This is a genomic window from Psychrobacter sp. UBA2514 (assembly GCF_002341255.1).
Taxonomy (GTDB): domain Bacteria; phylum Pseudomonadota; class Gammaproteobacteria; order Pseudomonadales; family Moraxellaceae; genus Psychrobacter; species Psychrobacter pacificensis.
Genome location: NZ_DDNS01000008.1, coordinates 38,826 through 60,715 on the forward strand (window position 1 = coordinate 38,826; position 21,890 = coordinate 60,715).

Sequence of the window (21,890 nt, forward strand, 5' to 3'; positions counted from 1 at the left end):
TTTAATAGTGGTTCGACTATAATGAAGAGATGGCATAACTTGCGAACCATATCTCACCATCATGAAAGGACTCAATGAGGAAAGTAACATTCCCTTTAGGCATACTCTTCGCGGCCTCAGTTGCGATGACTGGCTGCTCTAACAATGAGCAAAATGAGCAAGCCAAAAGCGCGAATACCAATACAGACGATGTGACGACACTGAGATTTTCACACTTTATGACCGCCAATGACAACATCAATACCGAAGCATTGGAGCCATGGGCCAAAAAATCGAAGAAGACTCAAAGGGCCGTTTAAAGATTGAAATTTATCCGTCTGCCACTCTCAGTGAGCCGGGTGCCACCTATGATGCATATGCTGTATTAATTTTATTAAGGTTCTACTATAGCCAATCAGTTTGTAGTTAACATTTTGGCTATGCTATTTGGTAGCGCTGTGCGATTGCTAGTATTTGCTCAACCACGTTCTGTTGCTCACTCATTGGTAGTTGCTCTGTGGTGCCGATGATAGTAATGGCATATTCTAGCGGCAGAGCCTCGCTAGCGGTTTTGTCACTACTCGCGGATAGATTAGCAGTACTATTGGCAAAATGCGGCAATATCACAGGTATCGTAATGGCATTAATACCCATGAGCATATCGCCTGTCACTGTCGCATAGCCTTGAGTACGTATCTTGGCTTGCAGCTGAGCAAAATTCTGCCACCTCTCTGTCATATCTGCTGCGGCATTACTCGACTGCCATTCAGCGGTGACCAATGGCTGAATGACCGCGTCAGATTGATAGCTGGCAAACAATTGTCCTGTAGCTGATGTCGTCAAAGGCATACGTGAGCCGATGCGAGTGATGATGCTAATCGGACTGTCTGGTTCAACGGACTGAATAATAATTGGGCCTTCGCTAAACCACTTAGCAATTTGCACACCGCAATTTAGGGTATCTTTAATCTCATTGGCCACCTGCGTGAGACGCGCCAAGAGATTGTTTTGACTGAGCTCAGTATGTCCTAATGCTGCCAATGCATTTACTCTATCGCCAAGCCCATAGCGACCATCATCAAGCTTGCGAACATAGTTTTTGCGAATGAGGCTGACCAAGTAACGATGGGATTTTGCGGGATGCATCTGCATGGCCTCAGCGATATCCTTTAGCATCATAGGCTCATGGCGATCGATAAGCACATCTAGTATCGACAATCCAATCTCAAGTGACTGGATGCCACTCTGGTTTTTACTCGTGACGGATTTATCTAAAAAATTTTTATCTGCTGGCATGATAGCTCGTCTCTAGTGTATCTGTCTAGGTTAAAGGATATATGTCTTATAAAGTAAGGAGACTTGTTTTATAAAATTCAGCGGGGCAAACATACTTATCACTCACTCACAATTTCTCATAATAAGGATATAAACAATGATGACACTTTACGGCTATTTTCGCAGTGGTACTTCTCACCGTACCCGTATTGCCTTGAATTTAAAAGGCTTAGATTATGATGATATCGCGATCAATCTGGCACAAGATGAGCAGTTAGAGGACGCATTTAAAGCGATTAATCCGCAAGGACTGGTGCCAGTCTTAAGAGCGGACGATTTATTATTATACCAAAGTCCCGCTATCTTGGAGTGGTTAGAAGAGGCCTACCCTGAGCACGCTTTATTGCCCCAAGATGCCGCTGGTCGCATGCACGTGCGTGCGCTAAGTGCGATGATTGGCTGCGATATCCATCCGATTAATAACCGCCGTATTTTACAGTACTTACGTAATGAGTTGTCAGTAGATAAAGAGGCAGTCATTGCATGGTGCAATCGTTGGATTACTGAAGGGTTTGCAGCGTTAGAGACACGGTTGGCAGCAGATAAAAACCGTGGACAGTTCTGCTATGGTGACAGGCCCACTTTTGCAGATTGTTATCTGATCCCGCAGGTTTCTTCTGCGCGGCGCTTTAAGGTAGACCTGACTCCTTATCCCAATATCGTCGCTATTGATACGCATTGCCGCACACTAAAAGCTTTTGTAGATGCCGATCCTATGGTGCAGCCTGATGCGCCAAAACATGCATAAATATCAATATATTAAAACAGGACTTGATAAGGGTATTATTATGTTAACTATTGATTGTAAATGATATCGACTCTTAACCGCCCTATCACTCAAAGTTTCTTTACAAGGATTCGTATGAAACATACTACAAAAGCATTAATAGCAGCCATGGCATTTTTCGCTTGCTGAAGCACCGATGCCAAAGGCAGAAGGCGCAACACCAGATGACGATGACTGCACACCAATTGCGGTAGATAATGCACCTTTAGATAATGCCTTTGCTCCAATAGCGATGGAGGCGGCGCCGCCTGATTCGGTATTAATCTTATAGCGAGGTGTTCTGACCACTTTGACCGCTACCAATGGCAATGTCTTGCCCGCCAGTAGCACTAGCATTGCCACCCATCGCCATAGCATTGGGTCCGGTTGCGCCATCGTTGTTGACATTGCCAATAGCGGTTGAATTAACACTATAGTACTTGGTTTTGTTAGCGGCGACGCTCTTAGCTAAGTTATCTAACTGTGAGCCATTCACTGCATCTTTACTCGTAGAGTTGATTGCCCCATTAGCGACATTGATTATTTTGTTATTGCCTTCATTAGCCCAAGTGCTATGGCACTTAAGCGTAATGTCTTGATAGCAGATACATTGGATGTGGTATTGATAGTAGCGTTAGCGCTAACACTAGATTTGGAAGATTTGCCACGCCCTTTTGCGTATTCACCGACTGCGGTAAAGCAATTCAATGCTTCATTCCAGATGACTTTATAGATGCGGTTCATGATGTATACTCCCTTACAGATTTGTCAGATTTAAAAAATCAGAAATAAAATCTATGGTGCAAGAGAATCGATATGACCAAATAAAACGAGTTATGAATTAGGGATCATGCAGCCTTTTGAAGTGTTACTGGTTTCAGTTTTTGAGAAATAAGACATTTTCTTTTGGATAGAATATGAAACATCAATCCATGAAAAGCATCTACTGATACGTTGAGCTTTTTCCTCTTCCTCATGATAAATTTTACTATTTAATCGGTAATACTATCTGCACCACCAATCCTAGTACACCATCTCGTCGATTATGGGCGTTGATATACCCCTTATGCGCCATCACGACAGCATGAACAATAGCCAGCCCCAACCCATAACCGCCAGTATCACGATGACGAGCCGTGTCGAGACGGACAAAGGGTTGAAAGATACGTTCTAAGTCATTGTCAGCGACGCCGCCGCCCTCGTCCGTGATACTGATTTGAATCGCAGGCATCTTATTATCTATCTGCACCGCTTTCATCTCAGCGATGACTGTTGAGCCCGCTGCCGTATGCATAAAAGCGTTGCGAACGACATTTTCAAGTGCACTATGCAGCTGCTCTTGATTGCCTTGTACTGTCCAAGCGCTTTTTAAGTCATTGGCAAATGAATATTCAGGTGGTTGCCACTGCCATCTCACCTCTTTATGCTGAAACTCAAAACACACATCCTGCCCGATGTCACTGATAATCTCGGACAAATCGACTGCTTCGCTCTCCAAATTATCAATCGTGTATTGCTGCATTTGTAGGGATTGAATATGGATAATTTGCTCAATTAACTCATTCATCCGCGCAGACTCTTTGTCAATACGGTCTAAATAACGATGGGCGTTGGGTGCAAAATCACGAGTCAGCTCAGTTGCAACATCGAGACGCGCGAGCGGTGAGCGCAGCTCATGCGAGATATCACTGAGCATCTGCTTACGCGCCAGCTCACTATCAGCCAGTCTCGTTGACAAATGAGCCACATCTTTGGCCAGTAATCCCAGCTCATCATCACCCATTTTTGATAGCGCTGGATTGGCTTGATAGTCCCCATCAATCATACGGTGCACGGTACTCTGCACACGTCCAATACGCTGAGTCAACGTACGGCTCAGCCAGACACAAACCAATACACTAAAAGCAATAATCAATAATAAACGTATGGGAAAATTGCCATGCTGTAGCTCTACCACATCTGCAAAACGTAAATGCGGGCGCAACTGTATGATGACTGATTGTCCATCAGGCAGTTCAACCGAGATGTCTGCCAGCTCAGGACGCGCATCAATATCCGCTATCGCAGCACTGCTCGACATTATTGGTTTTAGGATCTCGTGCAAAACAGAAGGCTGTTTTATGAGCATCTCATCATTCAGATTGCTTGGTTTATTATCGTAAGCTCTAGGCGGTGGCGGCAGTGGTTGCTGCATGGCACGTTCCATCGACTGCTGGCCGCTTTGCCCACGTCCTTGCGTGCGCTCGTCTCTATCTCGATAACGCGGAAATATAATAGCGCCTTGCTCATCGTAGACTCTGATTTGACTCATGAGGCGTCGATCTTGACGATACATCTGCCTGACAGCTATCAAATCACCCACTCGCAGCGCATCGACCATCTCTTGACGCTGAATTAATAGACTCTCAATTTGTACGTCCATACGAGCCGTTAGCTCTTTTTCAGCCAGCCAGCGCTCCACCATAATGGATAACAGTGAGGTAATTAGTATCGTCAGTAATAGACTCAGGAATAAACGCCAAAACAGCGTGATTCGCACTTTGAATTTCGGTGATTTGACGGGATTACTGGAAGTTTTTATCATTAGAGCACCAGTTGATAGCCTTTACCGCGCACTGCTTTTATTGGTTCGTCATGAAAAGGCTGAAGTTTTTTGCGCAGGCGAGACACATGCACATCAAGGCTACGATCAAAAGGCTGCAACTCACGCTGCAAGACATTCTCTGACAGCCATGCTTTGCTAACCACATCTCCTTTTTGCTTGAGCAGCGCCACGAGTAAGTCAAACTCTGTTCCCGTCACTTGTAGCGCCACACCATCTATTTCACAAACACGCTGATTTTGATCAAGATGCAAGCGACTCTCTGGTAGCGGCGTATGCTCAGACGTGGTCGTGTTGGTACGCTTAATCACAGCATTGATACGCGCTAGTAGCTCGCGGGGGTTACAGGGCTTGGTGATATAATCGTCAGCGCCCAGCTCCAAACCAATAATACGATCAATCTCCTCACCCTTTGCCGTCAGCATAATCACGGGCATATCACTGATATTTGGCAGTTGCCGCAGCACACTTAGCCCATCTATTTTTGGCATCATGATATCGAGGACGAGCAAATCATAAGCGGAATCATCATGCGCCACCGCTTTTAATCGTTGTATAACTGCCGCCCCATCATGGACACAGTCGCAATGAATACCATGGTTGTGCAAATACTCTTGTAGTAACTGAGTCAATTCTTCATCATCATCGCCTATCAATATATTTGGCACACTCACCTCCTTTCCATGATTTTAATTGGCTTTTATTCATTTACTTGCCCATATTATCAGGCAAGCGCGTGTCAATTCGCTATAAACGTTACCTTTCTTAATACTTCATAAATGTTCGTAACCTTTAACTGCCGTAAGATAGCTTCTATCAACCGCAAGACCTGCACTTTTAAGACGACCAATCACAACGATTAATAGCGCTTAGAATGCGATGCTTGCAAGATAAGACTTTAGTGTTTACTTAACCAAACTCACTGTAGTTAAAGGATGTCATCATGAAAAAATTATTATTGGGCTCAATATTAGCAGCTTCTAGCGTATTTACTGTGACAGCATGTTCTAGTGTCAATGCAGCCTCTGACACCGCGCCAATGAATCAAGTGCAAAAGAACCATAAAGACGGCGCCATGAGAGGCCCAATGTCAAAACTGAATCTAACAGCGACGCAGCAAGCGCAAATCAAAGCCATCATGCAAGAAAAACATGGCGACCGCGTAGCTGACCGTGAAAAACATCAGGCAGAACGCGCACAAATGGAACAACAAATACAAGCACTGACCAATGCAAGTACGTTGAACAACGCGGCGGTAAATCGTTTGGCCGATCAGCAAGCGGCAAAAGCAAAACAACGCTTTATTGAGCGCGTCCAAACGCAGCATGCCATCTCTCAGGTGTTGACCGCTGAGCAGCGTGCAAAAATGGAACAGCTCAAATCAGAAAGACAAGAAGAAGGTCGTAAGCACTTAAAAGATCGTAAAGGCCATGACAAGCCACATCATCAAGGCATGTAAAAAGTCTGTCACAACATAAGTGATGGCCATATTAAAAAAAGCGCACCGTTTATACGATGCGCTTTTTTACGACAGTATCCTACTTAACACTCAATGATGCTATCTTCCAGTTAGTCTGTCGCCCCAAAACGTTCTTTCGCCATTGGCATCATGTTAAATATCATTTTACCCACTGCTGTGCCATTACCGTCACGATAATATTCCAGCAACTCTGACGCATAGTCTCGCAGATCAATACTGTTGCTCGCATTTGGTGTCTGAACCTCACGTGGTAGATTTGGGAATGCCTTGTCTTTGCTATTAATAACAGAATACTGCTGCAAGACATCTATTGTCATACTTTTATCTGGCGCAGTTTTGCCAGTGTTATCTAATTGGCGGTGCAGATGCTGCCATTTGAGCTGACCACTTTTGTCAAATCCATATAGCTCTTCTACTGTGGCGTTTGCAGCGACTTTAGATTCCGTCTTATCTTCATCATTTATTTGAGCATTTATCATAGCCAGTATTGTTTGCACCATCGCTTTACTAGTGAGTTCCTTTGAGCTTTGAATCGTCTCAAAGGCTGTCATAGGCTCGGCTTCTTTTACCAGCTCCGGATATTTTTGGCTAATGCGCTTGTAGAAGATTTGCAGATAATTTTGATAGTCCTCTTGATAACTCTCAAAGCTTTGTACTCGGCGAATGATTTGGGCACTTGAGAGCATTGCTGATAGCTGATGCGCCGGCAACTTGGACGAGAGCGCGGCAAGCGTATTGGGCGCGACATAATCGAACTGGCTAACAGGGGCTCCATCATACGTCAGATCTAACGCGGCAAAGTGGGCTTTGATTACCTCACGGCCGAACCCTTTGGGCAATGTTCCATCATCAATGGCTATTTTTAACCATTTGTTTCGCCATTTTGTACCGAGCTTATCGTCTAATAGCTCAGAATTGAACATCGCAACATTATCTGCCCATAAATAGATATCACCATTTTTCATGTCGATGTAGACAGGCTGATTGATACTGCTATGATGATTGCGCGCTTGATACTGGGCGCTGGCGAGCATCGTCGCCTTGCCCGCCATGGGCTGATAGATGCCTTGAGCATTGATAGATAACGGTTTTAGCAAGTACTCATCTAGCAGTTGCGCTTTTTTTATATCTAGCGGCTTTGGTTTGTCTTCATAATTATCAAACAGCGCTTGATAACCTGCTGGCACTGTCACATCGCTATCGTACTGGTGCTCCTCCCACGCATAATAAGCATCGACGCACTCAAAATAAGACTGTTTAAGAGCATCGCGCTTGTCATCATAATCTGCAGCTAAAATATCTTTGTTTTGTTTTTCTGCCTGCATGATCAATGCCGCATAGGCTTGGTCATGTGTCTCTTCGCAGTGCGCATCCACATAATCTGATGCCACGACTTGTGTGCCAGATGCTGCCGTACGTTGCTGGCGGTTACTGATCTCGATATTACTATGGTATCTGAACGATTGCCGGCGCTGTTTTTGTAATGCAGTCGCTAATGTCTTTTTAGCGGTGCTAGGTGATTGCTTAACTGTCAATGCATTTGACTGGTTCAAATTGGCAGATTGACAACCCGTTAAGAGTAATGCTCCTGACAGCAATGTACTGGTCAATAATAAGTGATTTTTCATCATAGATGACAGACGTAGTGTAAGCGTTTGATGTGCTTTTTTCATTTTTTATCCTTAATAGACATATGCGTAAATGCGATAAGCTAATGCGACGTCGTCTCTATTTTTCATTATCATCTTTAGCATCGCCAATACGGCTCTCATCAATTGATTCTGCATCATAACGATTGTCATATTCGTCACTACTATAATCAGTCTCTAAGCGGCCATCCTCATAATCGTAACGCGCATAGCGTGCCGTTTGTAGTCTGTCTTTTTTCTGGCGCTGTGCTGCTATCCATGCATTGCCATCGATAGGCGCTACCGCATTTGAGCCAAATGACTCTGCCAATAGTGGCGTTAGGGCATGGTGGTCAAAGCTGGCTTTATCATAGCGGACTTGATTGAGCATGGTCGTCGTAGAGCCAAGTAAATCACCACCGATATTGACGCGCTGCTGCTTGGCAAGCAGGCGATCTGAGTTATCTAAATAATAGTAATTAATCTGATTAAAAGAGATAGGGCCAATGGCTTCGATCAGCTGTAGTAGCGAACCCACATCCGCACTTTGGTAGCCTTTGTTGTATAGCTGTGCTTTGGCAAGCGCGGCTTTTAGCATGGCTCCATTAGGATATTTTTTTGGGTTGACATCTACATACTCTTGCAGCGATTTTGTCACATATTTTAGAGTTTTGCCTATCATCTCGCCGCCTTGCTGACTGCCAAAATAAACTTTTACTGCTCGAGTCGCGCCAACTTCTTTGGCAAACGCATCACCACTGATGTCTACGGCGCTAAAATGCTCAGGTGCCAATTCTGCCATGCTGCTCTGTATGGCATTGAGCACCGCATCATAAAGCACTGCTGGTGGCAACTGCGCCGTGATACTGTCAGGCAAACCAAAGCTGACCGTATGTGAGGCCATCTGCGAGGGTAATGGGGTGTTCTCAGGATTGACGAGCGCAACGATTGGCATGATTGCCGATGGATCAACTGTGACACTACTTTTGTTAAAATCAAAGGCCACTGGTACTTGTATGGATGAGCTGATGGTTGGCGTGGCGTAGTCGTAGCTATATACGCTTTGTAATTGCCGCTGTTTTGGGTTGTACTGACTGACGCTATTGAACGTCAAATGCTGATATTGATAGGCGTTGGATGCAGCGATTTGCTCAGGAGTGCGGCTGAACATCGTCAGTATGTTACCAATCAAGCCAGTAGAAGACATTGATAGCTCCTCGCTATTGGTCGGCTCTGTCTTAGCTTGCTGTTTTGCCATTTGCATGGCTTCATATTTTGCAGCCATTTTTTTCGGGTTTAACCCTGACAGACCTGAGAGCATGCCGCCAGCGCCACTGCCGTAATCATCATAGCTGTCATAGTCGTCCCTATCATAGTCGTCACTGTCAAAATCATTACTATCATAGTCGTTGCTGCTATAGTCATCTGTATCATACATGCTGTCGCTTGCTGGCTCATTCTCCCCTGCTTCAGCCAATATAGCAGCAATGGTCTTTCTTTCTGCTTCAGCTTCTGCTCTAGACTTATCATAGTCACTAGGATAGTCGGACTCTATCGAATCTTTCGCATCATCATAATCGTAGTTAATACCCTCTACCACACAGACTTCATAAGCGTCATCATCTTCGTTTTCATTGCATTTATTCGACTCTACACCTACCGCTGCTAATTCTGCTCTAGCCTCAGCTTGCGCTTCATCATCGCTACTATCGTACATTCCCTCAGGCTGATAGGCATAGGTCTCTATAATCGTTCTAAGTAAGCTGCTTGAGCCTGCATCAATACTATCGGCATCGATAAATGGTACTGCTTGGTAATTGGCTTGCGCGACGGCCACATGCTCTGTTGCCAAATGCTGGCGAATCGCTGCCAATAAATGCGCCTTGGCTTGGTGCTCAGTGTTGGGATATTTTTCTTGATTAAACAGTTGCGCGTAACGCTCAGCTTGGGCCTCTTGACTAGCCGTAAAAGCGCGACCTTGACGTTGGCTCTGAGCAGGATTTGCAGTGCTAAAATCCATAAGGGTACTGGAGGCTGCCACATCCGCTGAGGCAGTCGGATTTGATTGACAACCTGTAAGCACAAGCGACGCACTACCAACTAGCAAAGCGATAGAGGTTAATTTGCTTGTTTGAGATACATGACCATTATTATTTTTATTGTTGATGATAGGCAAATAATTACTCGCCATCTCAGAGTGGCACTGTCGATTACGGTTATTAACATGGTTTGATGACATAAGAATCTCTTTATAGCCAATCGTTAACGGATGCACATTAGTACTGTACTTTATATCACAAGACGTTACAATTTAGTAATATTAAGACTTATTTTTAAAGAAAATCTTCACTGGTTAGTGAGCTTCTCTGCACAATTTACATGACACTAATTATGCATATATCGATAGAAGACCACTCATACTGCACATCATATAAAAACTCAAATGACAAAATATGATAAACAACTTTCTACTATTTGATATTTTCGTTACTATTTAAGTGTATTTATTCGATACTCTGTTTTTCCTACTCTCCCAAAAAGGACTTTGCGATGTCACCATCATTATCTCACCAGCATCGAATTACTCAGCAAAAAAAACCCAAGACTCATAACCAATTAAAATTTAGCGCAGCCCTTATTACGAGTGCGCTACTACTGTCTGTCTCAGCCCATGCAATAGATCCAACCGTTTCAGCCAACAGCCCCACGGTCAACAACACCTCGATTGATACCAATGCGCTAAATCTAGCCATTATGACGGACAATCCAACCGTTATATCTGAAACCAAACGCATCACACGGGCAAAAACCACTACTCTCACAACCACCTCAAACAACGCCACCTCAAACAATGCCAATAACGATCAGGCTATCTACTCTGAAGATGCAATTCATCATCCAGTATGGGCAAAAAATGGCATGGTCGCCACCCAAGAAGCGCTAGCCTCTGACATCGGATTACAGATTTTGAAAGACGGTGGTAATGCGGTAGATGCTGGGGTTGCGGTTGGCTTTGCTCTCGCTGTGACCTTACCACGTGCTGGCAACATTGGTGGTGGCGGCTTTATGATGATTTATGACGCCAAGCAAGGCAAAACCGTCGCGCTTGATTACCGCGAAAAAGCACCCAGTAGTGCCTCTCGTGATATGTATCTCGATGATGAAGGCAACGCAGTCAGTGACTTATCTCGCTATCATGGCTTAGCCGTTGGGGTGCCGGGGACAGTAGCAGGGCTACTAAAAGCATTAGAAGAGCATGGCACCATGAACCGCGAGCAAGTCATGGCACCAGCGATCGCATTGGCAGAAGATGGCATAGAAGTCACCGCTGGTTTATCCGAATCGCTTACTGCTTTGAGTGATCGCTTGCAAAAATGGCCGAGCACCAAAAAGGTATTTTTCAAGCCTGATGGCAGCGCTTATCAACCGGGTGAGCGATTAAAGCAGCCTGAGCTTGCCCGCTCGCTAAAGCGAATCGCGGTACAAGGCGCAGACGGATTTTATAAAGGGAAAACCGCGCGTGACATCGTAAAAGCCGTCAATGAAGCAGGCGGTAGCATGAGCTTGCAGGATTTAGCCGATTACGAAGCCATCGCCCGCGTGCCTGTCAAAGGCGATTACCGTGGTTATGAGATTGTCTCTATGCCACCGCCCTCCTCTGGTGGTATTCACATTATCGAAATATTAAATATCTTAGAAGGCTATCCACTGGGGGACTATGGTCAAAACAGCGCACAGACCATTCATTTGATGGCGGAAGCGATGCAACTGGCTTATGCAGATCGTGCTGAGTACCTAGGGGATTCTGACTTTATCGACGTACCTGCTAGCGGCCTAACGTCACAAGCCTATGCGGATAACCTGCGTACACTGATTGACCCCAATAAAGCCACGCCAGCCGCGACCATCAAAGCCAACAACCCGCTCCCTTATGAGAGCGATCAAACCACGCATTTCTCTATTGTTGATAAAGACGGCAATGCCATCGCCAACACCTATACGTTGAACTTCTCTTATGGCACTGGTCTCGTGGCTGACGGCACAGGTATCTTGTTAAATAACGAAATGGATGATTTTTCTGCCAAGCCGGGTGTACCCAATGGTTACGGATTGATTGGTGGTGACGCCAATGCTGTTGAAGCCAATAAGCGTCCGCTCTCCTCGATGAGTCCAACGCTGGTATTTAAAGACAACAAACCGTATATCGTTACGGGCAGCCCAGGGGGCAGTCGTATCATCACGACTGTCACCCAGATTATCTCTAACGTCATCGACCATGATATGAATATCGCTGAGGCAACTCACGCACCGCGTATTCATGATCAGTGGCTCCCTGATGAGATTCGGATTGAAAAAGCGCTCAATGTCGATACGGTCAAAAAGCTTGAATCTATGGGGCACACGGTCAGTCCAAAGTCCGCCATGGGCTCCACGCAGTCGATTATGCTCACACCAAACGGCCTGTATGGATCTTCTGATCCCCGTATTGTGGATGCAGCGGTGGTTGGGTACTAAGTTAAATTGTCATTACTTATCAATTATATAGCCCTCCGCACTTTACCGTGTTGAGGGTTTTTTATATCATTTCTTACGTAATTAAATTGACATGATAATTCACATCCCTCAGATTAAACCCTTGCAATCAGTGGCTGCATGCCGCAAATAATGCTATTATTAACGACCCCATTTAAAGCGTATCAACATGGCTACCGAGGTCTTAACCACCTCTCGATAACACTACAAATGATTGATAATCATCCTGTATTTTATCGCTAGCTTATTTCTTTTGATCGTACTAGTAAGAGTCTTCTATGGCATTTGTACACCTTGGTATCCACAGCGAATATTCCATCACCGATTCTATCGTGCGCATCAAGCCACTCGTGAAAGCGGCGGCAGCTGACAATCAGCGGGCGCTGGCTTTGACTGATTTGTCCAATTTATATGCCACGGTGAAGTTTTATCGTGCTTGCCTAGGCGCGGGTATCAAGCCCATTATCGGCAGCGAAGTCATCATGGATAATGAAGACACACGCCTCACCCTACTTGCGATGAATAACGAAGGCTATCAAAACATTACCCGTATCGTGTCGCTTGGGTTTACCGAAGGTCGCGCTGACCCTGTCAATCATGGCACACCTGTGATTAAACGCAGTCATATTCTAGAACATGCAGCAGGCGTCATTGTCCTACTCACCGAAAAGTCAGACGTAGGCCAAGCACTGGTTGGCTCTATGCCAGAAAAAGCCGATGAGCTGCTCACCGAGTGGCAAGCGCAATTTGGCGATCGTTTATACTTTGCCATCAAGCGTACCAATCGCTCAGGCGAGGACGCTTTTATTAGAGCAGCCATTCACTCAGGTGCCAAACACAACATCCCCATCATTGCGCATAATGACGTACGTTTTTTGGCGCAAGAGGATTTTGATGCGCATGAAGCCCGCGTGTGTATCGCAGGCTCGTACGTACTGGCTGACCCTAACCGTCCGCGGAATTATTCTGATGAGCAGTATCTAAAAACCCAAGAGCAAATGGCGCAGCTGTTTGCCGATATTCCGCAGGTGGTTGACAACACCTTACGCTTGGCGACTCGCTGTAATGTGACTTTAACGCTGGGCATTAACGTACTGCCCGACTTCCCTGTCCCTGAAGGCGAGACGATTGAATCGTTTTTTCGGGCAGAGTCAAAGCGCGGTCTGGAAGAGCGCTTAGATAAGCTTTTCCCTGTTGAGGCCCGTACGGACAATTGGAGCGATTTCCGTCAAAGATATGACGAGCGTCTCGCCTATGAGTTGGATATTATCCTATCAATGGGTTTCCCGGGTTACTTCCTTATCGTCATGGACTTTATCCGCTGGGCGAAAGCCAATGGCGTGCCAGTAGGCCCTGGACGTGGTTCTGGTGCAGGTTCATTGGTCGCCTACGCGCTCAATATTACCGACCTTGATCCGATTCATTACGATCTACTATTCGAGCGCTTCTTAAACCCTGAGCGGGTATCGATGCCCGATTTCGATATCGACTTTTGTATCGAAGGGCGCGATCGCGTGATTGACTATGTGGCGCAAACCTATGGTCGTGATGCCGTTTCACAGATCATCACTTTTGGTACCATGGCGGCAAAAGCGGTGGTGCGCGATGTGGCACGCGTCCAAAGTAAATCGTACTTCTTGGCCAATAAAATATCCAAGCTCATTCCCAAAACACCCGGTATCACCCTCAGCCAAGCGCTAGAGCAAGAACCACAGCTCAAAGACTTGATCTCTAACCCTGACAACATGGATTATGAAGATGCCATTGAGATTTGGGAGATGGCAGTCAAGCTCGAAGGTGTCTGCCGAAACGTCGGTAAACATGCTGGTGGTGTATTGATTGCGCCGCACAAAATCACAGACTTTAGCGCCATTTATTGTGACGATGAGGGTCACCGTGTCAGCCAGTTTGATAAAGACGATGTCGAAGCCGTAGGACTAGTGAAGTTTGACTTTTTGGGTCTACGTAACTTAACGGTCATCAACGCAGCGGTTGAGAACATCAACTTGCGCCGTGCCAAAGAAAATGTACCCGCATTGGTATTGGAAGATTTGCCGTTAGATGATGTCAAAGCCTATAAGCTGCTACAAGATGCCAAAACCACCGCCGTCTTTCAGCTAGAAAGTATGGGCATGAAAAAGTATCTGGCCAAACTGCAGCCGACCAATATCGAGGACGTCATCGCCATGTGTGCGCTCTATCGTCCCGGCCCGCTTGATGCCGGCATGGTAGAGATGTATATCGACCGTAAGCACGGTCGTGAAGAGGTCATTTATGACCATCCCAATCTTGAGCCGATTTTAGAGAATACCAATGGCGTTATCGTCTATCAAGAACAGGTGATGCAAATCTCACAGGTGATGGCAGGTTATAGTTTGGGCGGTGCTGATATGCTGCGCCGCGCCATGGGTAAGAAAAAACCTGAAGAGATGGCAAAGCAGCGCGATATCTTTGTCACTGGTGCAACTTCACAAGGCATCGATGAAGTCACGTCAGGCGGTGTGTTTGATTTGATGGAAAAGTTTGCAGGTTATGGTTTTAACCGCTCGCATTCTGCGGCTTATGGGGTACTTGCCTATCAGACGGCTTATCTCAAGCAGTACTATCCTGCTGAATTTATGGCGGCAGTATTAACCTCCGATATGAACAACACCGACAATGTGGTGTTCTTTATCAATGATTGCCGTGAAAACTTTGATTTGACTGTGGTCAATCCGTCAGTCAATCGCAGCGAGTGGCACTTTGTCGCAGACACTCCAACCAATATCATTTATGGATTGGGCGCGATTAAAGGCGTAGGTGAAGGGGCTGTCGAGTCCATCGTTAATGCTCGTCGAACGGATGGACCTTTTAAAGATTTATATGATTTTTGCCGCCGTGTGGATATCAAAAAGGTTAATAAGCGTACTCTCGAAGCATTGGTGAGTGCGGGCTGTTTTGATGACTTTGCTGCGACGCTACGACCCGACTTACCAGCCGACGAAGCTTACGAGATTCGCGGTGCCTTGATGAGCCAACTACCAAGCGCCGTCCAAGCGGCTGAGCAAGATCGTCAAAATAACGAGCTTGGCATGATGGATCTGTTTGGCGAAATGGACGGTGTAGTTGCAGCGCCGCCACTTGAGATGTCGCCAGAGCTGATCTGGGGTGATAAACACCGCCTAAAAGCGGAAAAGAACACCTTAGGGTTGTACTTAACGGGTCATCCAATTAATGAATATTTAGATGAGTTAAAACGTTACACCTCAGGCACGCGCCTCAATAAATTGACAGATACTGGCTATAACGGCAGCTGCTATTTTGCAGGCCTCATCATCGATATCGCCAACTTTGGTAATCGTAATGTGATTACTTTAGATGATGGCACGTCGAGATTGGAAGTCAGCTGCTATGCCGAGCGTTTCAACCGTGTCAAAGAGCAATTGAAAATCGATGAAGTCGTCATTATCAAAGGCAGTATTCGTGAGCGTGATGGGCGCTTGTTTGCGCGTCTCGATAGTGCCATGAGCATGGTCGATGCGCGCCTGCGTTGGCTCAAAAAAATCAGTATCAAAGTCCATGGTAGCGATATCGACCTACTCACACGCTTGCAACCATTACTCAAATCTGCACAGGCTGATATCATACCTGAGCCACGCTTGGCTTATAATCAAGAGCAAGATGAGCCAGGCAATAGTGGTAGTAACACTTACGACCCTGCCATGGGCGGCAGTTTGTATGATGAAAATGGCAATGACTTACTGGCTCTAGAGAACGATATGAACCATGACGCATTTAATCAAAATAGCATGCCCCAAAGTTATGCAAACAATGCGCTCAGTAATACAGATACTTCTATCAATGATAACTGCTTGCCACTTGGTTTGAGCGTGTATGACGTTTATGGTATCGCAAATGTGGGACTATCCGAACATTGGCGGGTTTACCCGAACGATGATAACTTGCAACAACTGAAGACGTTAGTTAGTGAAGATAACTTACACTTTCATTACAGCTAAAATGCACAATCCAACCAAAAATTTACTATAGTAATTTGACTGCTTTAACTTTTAACAATTGGATAAAAGCCATGACTGACATGACGAATAATAATATGACTGTTCAGACTGATGAAGAGATTATCAATCACGAACAGTTCGAAGACATGCGTGACTTGCTAGAAGAAGATTTTGGCGAGCTGATACAAGTGTACCTCAATGACAGTCAAAAACGCGTTGCAGCACTGCGAATCGCTCAGCAAGAAGATGATAACGCCAATGGCTTTGAGACCGCTCATGCCCTAAAAGGCGCAAGTGCCAATTTGGGTACGACTCAGCTGGTTCGTCTTAGCAGCCAACTACAAGAATGCTGCCGTGAGCGCCACATTAGTGAACAAGCTGATCTTATTGAAGAGATTGCCGCCGCATTACAACGTGCTGAACAAGAAATCCATCAAAGATTGGGGCAGTAATGAGTAACGACTCTTTATCATCTACTGAGCAACCCCGTACAGTGAATGACTACCTCGACTGCTTACAAGTCATCATGGTCAATACGACGTTGCCTGCCAATATCGGCTCAGCCGCACGCGCCATGCATACAATGGGTTTGTCCCGTTTGACCGTTGTCGACCCCAAATTGCCAATTGATGAGACCAGTGTCTCTCATGCGGCAGGTGGTAGTGAGCTGCTGTCATGTGCTGTGATCGCACCTACTCTAGAGTCTGCCATTGCCGACTGTCAGCTGGTATTTGCAGCCAGCAGCCGCAGTCGTCATATGCCGCGCCCCGTTGTGACACCCACGCAAGCCGCTAAGATTATGTTTGATTTTATTGATACACAGTCGGCTTTACGTGCAAATGATAATAACGTTGACACCTCATCAGACGCTGTTGCTAGCAAACCAAATATCGCTATATTATTTGGGCGTGAAGATCGTGGGTTGACCAATGAAGAGTTGGCTTATGCTGATTATCACATTCAAATCGACGCCAATCCTGCTTACCCTGTACTAAATGTCGCCTCAGCAGTGCAAGTCATTGCCAGCTTTATTTTTGCTTATGCTCAAACGCATACTCAGACAGCGGACAGTTTAGACGAGAACAACGATTCCCAATCGACAATCAACGTGAATTTGCGTCAGCAATGGGATGAGCCTGCTATTAATCAGCAGCAGCTGCAACAGCTCACTCAGCGTACTACTGACCTTATGGTACAGCGCGGTCTTGCAAATAGCGAACATCTAAAGTCATTGCCATCACGCTTGTCTAGACTTGGGTCACGCTTACAGCTTGATCAAAAAGAGTATCAGCTATTAAGTGCTTTGATTGCAAAACTATCCAAAGACTAAAACAAGTCATTGTTTATCAGCTTGCCTTCATTTGACAGCTTTTTACTATATTTTGCGGTACAAAGCTGTTATAACTTAGAAAAATGAGCAACAATATACTCTCATCATTATTTAACCATCATGTCCATAAAATAAAGACATTGCTACTTTAGCAACGCTACTTTACCGACGAATAGATAGGACGCTTTATGTCATTGCCATCCAAATTATTCAGATCGCTTGTCAGCATCAAAAAAGATCTGAAAGAAGATATCGATGCGGTATTTAACCGCGATCCTGCAGCGCGCAATAGTCTGGAAGTCATCCTAACCTACCCAGGTATCCATGCGCTCATTCTACATCGCGGTGCGCACTGTCTGTGGAATCATGAACAGAAACTGGCGGCTCGCGTCATCTCATATGGCTCGCGTATTATTACAGGTATTGAGATTCACCCTGCTGCCAAGATTGGTAAGCGCTTTTTTATCGATCATGGTGTTGGGGTCGTCATCGGTGAGACTGCTGAGATTGGCAACGATGTGACGTTGTATCACGGTGTTACTCTAGGCGGTGTGTCTTGGAATAATGGCAAACGCCATCCAACGCTAGAAGACGGTGTAACGGTCGGTGCTGGTGCCAAAGTCTTAGGGCCATTTACCGTCGGCAAAAACGCCAAAATCGGCTCGAATGCAGTGGTAGTCAAACCAGTACCAGCAGGCGCTACGATGGTTGGCAGTGCTGCTCGTATGATCTCAGATCATCACGATGAAAAAGGCAATCCCATCGCGACAAAAGTACAAGATGCCAAGCAACAAGAAAAAGTCGCGCAAGCTGGCGAGAGCGTTAAGGATCAAGCAGCTGACACCACCTCTATTGCAAAACGCACCAATACCTTTCGCGCCTACGGTATCGATCCCTATTCACAAGATCCCGTTGCAGAAGCATTTGCTAAAATGCTCGAACACATTCAACAATCAGAGAATCGTCTCGATCAGTTGCAGTCAGCGATGTGTGATATTGATCCTAATTTTTGTAAAAAGAAATACGATAAGCTGTGCCTAGAGGATTTAGATGTGATTGGTCGTGCTGATATCGATGCAGCAGATAACGAGCAGAAGTGAATACGAGAGTTTCAGTAAAACAAATAAAACCAGGGGGCGTACAATACATTTTACGCCCCTTAGCCTTATCTACTGCAAAAATATCAGATGTTATCAGTGTGAGTTAAAATAAGTCACCCCACTAACTGTCTATTTATTATTAATTTTTTCTCAAAACGCTATTCAAACAGCTAATCAGTAAATGCAGTCAACTCTTCAATCCCTACAATTTCATGTGCTTTAAAGGGATAACGATTCGCCATTACAATCCAATCAGATATTGATTTAAATATCAATTTTTTGCTTAGGCTATTTTCTATAGTAGCCAATTTAATCATCAAAATATCAATATCCATTGTCACTCGTCGCACTTGATTCGGCTTAGTCTGTCGACGTCTATTACAGTTCCCCTCAAGCGCTTTAAAGGTTTGCTGTAGTTGCTGCAAACTCATCGGTGTATTCAGTGCTAGATGGACACATTGATTGGTATAGTCAGGCTTTGGCTGTTCCAAGGTTGCAGTAAAATCAGGGTTTTGAAAAGCAGTAGACAATCGTATCTCACCCAGCGCTGCCAAACTCTCTCGAGCAATCGGTAGATATTTTTCGGCTTGATAGTTACTACCCAGCGCTAACACCACCTCTACCAAGGACTGCGCTTGCAGAATCTCAGGTGCGCATTTTGTTAGCGTTGCCATATTCAAATCCATCGACGTTTTATGCATCATCGGCTTGGCTGTCATTAACTTCTTTGGTAACGTCTTTAGTAGCTGGCTCATTGGTTAGCGCTGGCGCATAGCGTGTTATTTGTACCCCTACCGCATCTGCTTGAGCAATAGCAGTCGGCTTGGCAATACTTAACGTGATTTTTTGACAGTCATATTTTGCAAATAGCTTATCAGAGATCTGACCGGCCAAATGCTCAAGCAGCTTTGCCTGAATCTCTTTGCACCACACGCTCACATCATCGCAGACTTCTTTATAGCTCAGCGCATCGCTGACATCATCGGACACAGCAGCACGGCTAATATCCGTCTCAAGCGCGATATCGATCAGTAACGGCTGAGTAATGGCGCGCTCCCAATCAAACACACCAATGACCGCCTCAACCTTTAGACCTTTTACAAATACTACATCAGACTGAGTATGAAACATGCTTCCATCCTTGTTTGCTAATTTTTTGTGCGTATTTTTGATTTTTTAATTAACCGATTATAAATCCTCTTCACGGAGACGCTCAGCCTTTAACACTTTACTTGGACGATGTCGCCACAGATCAATGCTAAATAAGAGTAACCCTAACCAAATCAAACCAAATACTGCCAGACGATGTAGATCAAATGGTTCATTGTAATAAAATACCGCTAAGAAGAAAATAAAGGTCGGCGTCAGATAATTCATAAAGCTTAAGATACTATATGCCACAAGCTTGGTCGATTTATTAAATAATAACAGCGGTATCAACGTAATCGGGCCTGCGAGCATCAGTAGCCAAATGTTTGAGCTGAACCAAAAGCTTAGCTGATGGCTGACGACATCTGACTGCCAAAACCACCAAATACATAAGGGTACTAGCATGGCCGTTTCAACAAACATAGCATCGACAGCAGTCAATGGGGTTTGCCGCTGAATGGTGCCATAAGTACTAAAGCTGAATGCTAAAATCAATGATATCCACGGCAGACTACCAAGCATCACCACTTGAATGACCACAGACAGTAGTGCAAAGCCAATGGCTACCCATTGTAGCGTGCGCAGGCGCTCTTTGAATAAAATCATCGATAAGCCAACACCTACCAATGGCCCAATAAAGTATCCCAAACTGGCCTCAAGGATACGATCATGATTGACCGCCCATACATAGGTCAGCCAGTTGGTTGCGATAATTAACCCAGAGACGAGTGACAACGCGATCCATCTTGGGTTTTGTTTGAGCGTCTCTATCCACCCCCAACGCTTGGTCGCTACCAATACAATGAGTAGGCAAAAAAACGTCCAAACAATACGGTGCCCGATAATCTCTGTTGCATCATAATTGGATAATTGCTTAAAGTATAAAGGGAAACCACCCCAGATAAAAAAGGCACCAAGGGCAGTGATAATACCGCGTCTGGTTGTGGTAATCGGGGCAACAGGTTTTTTGACGACATTTTGGGTAGTCATAATACAGGACAACTTTTTAGAGCAAAGCGCACCCTCACCTAATTCTGATTATTATTATCAATTTAGTGGTGAAAGCGCAGGGTCACTACAGTGAAATTATAAGTTAAAAAGCAATATACTCATGCCAATAGTGACATGAGTACATTGCTAACGATATTAGATTGAGCTTTTTATGGATGCTTTACAGTACATGATTATAGGAAAATGTTGATCCACACTCACTCATTTATTCAGCATCAGTATCCACTTGAATAGACATACCGATTTGGTTAGCCAGCTCAGCAAAGCCTGGGAAGCTGGTATTGACCGTCTCAACCCCTTCAATGGTAATTTGCTCAGCAGCACGCAGACTCGCAACAGAGAAACTCATCGCAATACGGTGGTCATGATGCGAGACAATGTGACCACCACCAAAAACAGGCTGGCTATTATTTATATCGCCGTTCTCAGTAGCAGTGCCTTTGCCTTCAATAATCAGCCCATCATCAGTGACAGTACAATCGATGCCAAGCGTCTGTAAACCTTCAGCCATCACAGCAATACGATCCGACTCTTTGACGCGTAACTCTTTAGCACCAGTCAAGACGGTACGCCCTTTGGCACAGCTAGCCGCGACAAACAGTACAGGGAACTCATCAATTGCTAGTGGTACGAGATGCTCTGGTATCTCAATACCGACCAAGTTTGAGCTGCGAATCGTAATATCAGCCACCGGCTCGCCGCCAACATGGGCCTCATTGCTTAGGCTAATATCTGCATTCATTAATTTTAGAATATCAATAACGCCAGTACGCGTAGGATTGATACCGACTTGCGTCAAGGTCAACTCACTATTTTGGCTAATAGCAGCAGCCACCATAAAAAACGCCGCAGATGAGATATCAGCAGGAACCGCAATATCGCCACCTGTTAGTGTGCCGCCACCGGTGACACTGATACGGTTGCCTTCTACAATTACTGGATAACCAAAAGCGGATAGCATACGCTCGGTATGGTCACG

Annotated in this window: 19 protein-coding genes and 1 pseudogene; 8 read left to right on the plus strand and 12 right to left on the minus strand. The window is 45.2% G+C overall.

Features of this window, described 5'->3' with window-relative positions; genetic code table 11:
* Positions 1-74: 74 nt before the first annotated feature.
* A complete protein-coding gene (locus B3V51_RS02580; RefSeq protein WP_071001497.1) occupies positions 75-299 on the plus strand; it encodes a hypothetical protein in 225 nt (74 codons plus the stop codon).
* Between the two features lie 118 nt (positions 300-417).
* On the opposite strand, the gene B3V51_RS02585 is transcribed toward B3V51_RS02580, so the two are convergent.
* Complete coding sequence (locus B3V51_RS02585; protein WP_071001496.1) at positions 418-1,275, minus strand: IclR family transcriptional regulator; 858 nt, start codon at positions 1,273-1,275, stop codon at positions 418-420.
* A gap of 139 nt (positions 1,276-1,414) precedes the next feature.
* On the opposite strand from B3V51_RS02585, the gene maiA reads away from it, so the two are divergent.
* Positions 1,415-2,062 (plus strand): maleylacetoacetate isomerase, encoded by a 648-nt coding sequence (gene maiA / locus B3V51_RS02590; RefSeq protein WP_197496765.1) that lies wholly within the window; start codon positions 1,415-1,417, stop codon positions 2,060-2,062.
* A 135-nt stretch (positions 2,063-2,197) separates the two neighbouring features.
* Here maiA and B3V51_RS02595 read toward each other — a convergent pair whose 3' ends face one another.
* From B3V51_RS02595 to B3V51_RS02615, 5 genes are all read right to left on the minus strand, one after another.
* A complete protein-coding gene (locus tag B3V51_RS02595; protein WP_252962414.1) occupies positions 2,198-2,443 on the minus strand; it encodes a hypothetical protein in 246 nt (81 codons plus the stop codon).
* Positions 2,367-2,576, minus strand: a complete 210-nt coding sequence (locus B3V51_RS02600) for a hypothetical protein (protein WP_071001494.1) — start codon at positions 2,574-2,576, stop codon at positions 2,367-2,369. The genes B3V51_RS02595 and B3V51_RS02600 overlap by 77 nt, the downstream gene beginning before the upstream one ends.
* Before the next feature lie 44 nt (positions 2,577-2,620).
* Positions 2,621-2,824: an ESPR domain-containing protein gene (locus B3V51_RS02605; protein ID WP_071001493.1), complete on the minus strand. Its 204-nt coding sequence runs from the start codon at positions 2,822-2,824 to the stop codon at positions 2,621-2,623.
* Positions 2,825-3,068: 244 nt separating this feature from the next.
* Positions 3,069-4,664: a sensor histidine kinase gene (locus tag B3V51_RS02610; RefSeq protein ID WP_186474587.1), complete on the minus strand. Its 1,596-nt coding sequence runs from the start codon at positions 4,662-4,664 to the stop codon at positions 3,069-3,071.
* Positions 4,664-5,350: a response regulator transcription factor gene (locus B3V51_RS02615; protein WP_252962413.1), complete on the minus strand. Its 687-nt coding sequence runs from the start codon at positions 5,348-5,350 to the stop codon at positions 4,664-4,666. The genes B3V51_RS02610 and B3V51_RS02615 overlap by 1 nt, the downstream gene beginning before the upstream one ends.
* Before the next feature lie 275 nt (positions 5,351-5,625).
* Here B3V51_RS02615 and B3V51_RS02620 point away from each other — a divergent pair, with 275 nt between their 5' ends.
* On the plus strand, positions 5,626-6,141 hold the full coding sequence (locus tag B3V51_RS02620; protein WP_240364971.1) for a Spy/CpxP family protein refolding chaperone: 516 nt from the start codon (positions 5,626-5,628) through the stop codon (positions 6,139-6,141).
* Between the two features lie 110 nt (positions 6,142-6,251).
* Here the strand turns inward: B3V51_RS02620 and B3V51_RS02625 are convergent, their stop codons facing one another.
* Together B3V51_RS02625 and B3V51_RS02630 are read right to left on the minus strand one after the other, a co-directional pair.
* Positions 6,252-7,835 (minus strand): hypothetical protein, encoded by a 1,584-nt coding sequence (locus B3V51_RS02625; protein ID WP_240364972.1) that lies wholly within the window; start codon positions 7,833-7,835, stop codon positions 6,252-6,254.
* Positions 7,836-7,890: 55 nt separating this feature from the next.
* Entirely contained in the window at positions 7,891-10,029 is a 2,139-nt protein-coding gene (locus tag B3V51_RS02630) for a hypothetical protein (protein WP_284719331.1), read from the minus strand.
* A gap of 311 nt (positions 10,030-10,340) precedes the next feature.
* On the opposite strand from B3V51_RS02630, the gene ggt reads away from it, so the two are divergent.
* From ggt to cysE, 5 genes are all read left to right on the plus strand, one after another.
* Complete coding sequence (gene ggt, locus B3V51_RS02635) at positions 10,341-12,305, plus strand: gamma-glutamyltransferase (RefSeq protein ID WP_284719330.1); 1,965 nt, start codon at positions 10,341-10,343, stop codon at positions 12,303-12,305.
* Between the two features lie 296 nt (positions 12,306-12,601).
* The gene (dnaE, locus tag B3V51_RS02640; RefSeq protein WP_284719329.1) at positions 12,602-16,321 is read left to right on the plus strand and encodes a DNA polymerase III subunit alpha; all 3,720 of its coding nucleotides are present in this window, start codon (positions 12,602-12,604) and stop codon (positions 16,319-16,321) included.
* A 71-nt stretch (positions 16,322-16,392) separates the two neighbouring features.
* Positions 16,393-16,773, plus strand: coding sequence for an Hpt domain-containing protein (locus tag B3V51_RS02645; RefSeq protein WP_186474597.1), 381 nt, complete (start codon positions 16,393-16,395; stop codon positions 16,771-16,773).
* Positions 16,773-17,651, plus strand: a complete 879-nt coding sequence (locus B3V51_RS02650; RefSeq protein ID WP_186474599.1) for an RNA methyltransferase — start codon at positions 16,773-16,775, stop codon at positions 17,649-17,651. Before B3V51_RS02645 ends, B3V51_RS02650 begins: the two co-directional genes overlap by 1 nt.
* A gap of 188 nt (positions 17,652-17,839) precedes the next feature.
* Entirely contained in the window at positions 17,840-18,751 is a 912-nt protein-coding gene (cysE, locus tag B3V51_RS02655; RefSeq protein ID WP_286707915.1) for a serine O-acetyltransferase, read from the plus strand.
* Between the two features lie 170 nt (positions 18,752-18,921).
* Here the strand turns inward: cysE and B3V51_RS02660 are convergent, their stop codons facing one another.
* The 4 genes and pseudogenes from B3V51_RS02660 to B3V51_RS02675 all read right to left on the minus strand — a co-directional run.
* Positions 18,922-19,425, minus strand: coding sequence for a 2-amino-4-hydroxy-6-hydroxymethyldihydropteridine diphosphokinase (locus tag B3V51_RS02660; protein WP_228724592.1), 504 nt, complete (start codon positions 19,423-19,425; stop codon positions 18,922-18,924).
* Positions 19,426-19,444: 19 nt separating this feature from the next.
* Positions 19,445-19,882 (minus strand): dihydroneopterin aldolase, encoded by a 438-nt coding sequence (gene folB, locus B3V51_RS02665; protein ID WP_186474603.1) that lies wholly within the window; start codon positions 19,880-19,882, stop codon positions 19,445-19,447.
* A 57-nt stretch (positions 19,883-19,939) separates the two neighbouring features.
* Positions 19,940-20,890: an EamA family transporter RarD gene (rarD, locus tag B3V51_RS02670; protein ID WP_186474605.1), complete on the minus strand. Its 951-nt coding sequence runs from the start codon at positions 20,888-20,890 to the stop codon at positions 19,940-19,942.
* Between the two features lie 226 nt (positions 20,891-21,116).
* Positions 21,117-21,890, minus strand: a pseudogene (locus B3V51_RS02675) (bifunctional prephenate dehydrogenase/3-phosphoshikimate 1-carboxyvinyltransferase); the annotation flags it as partial.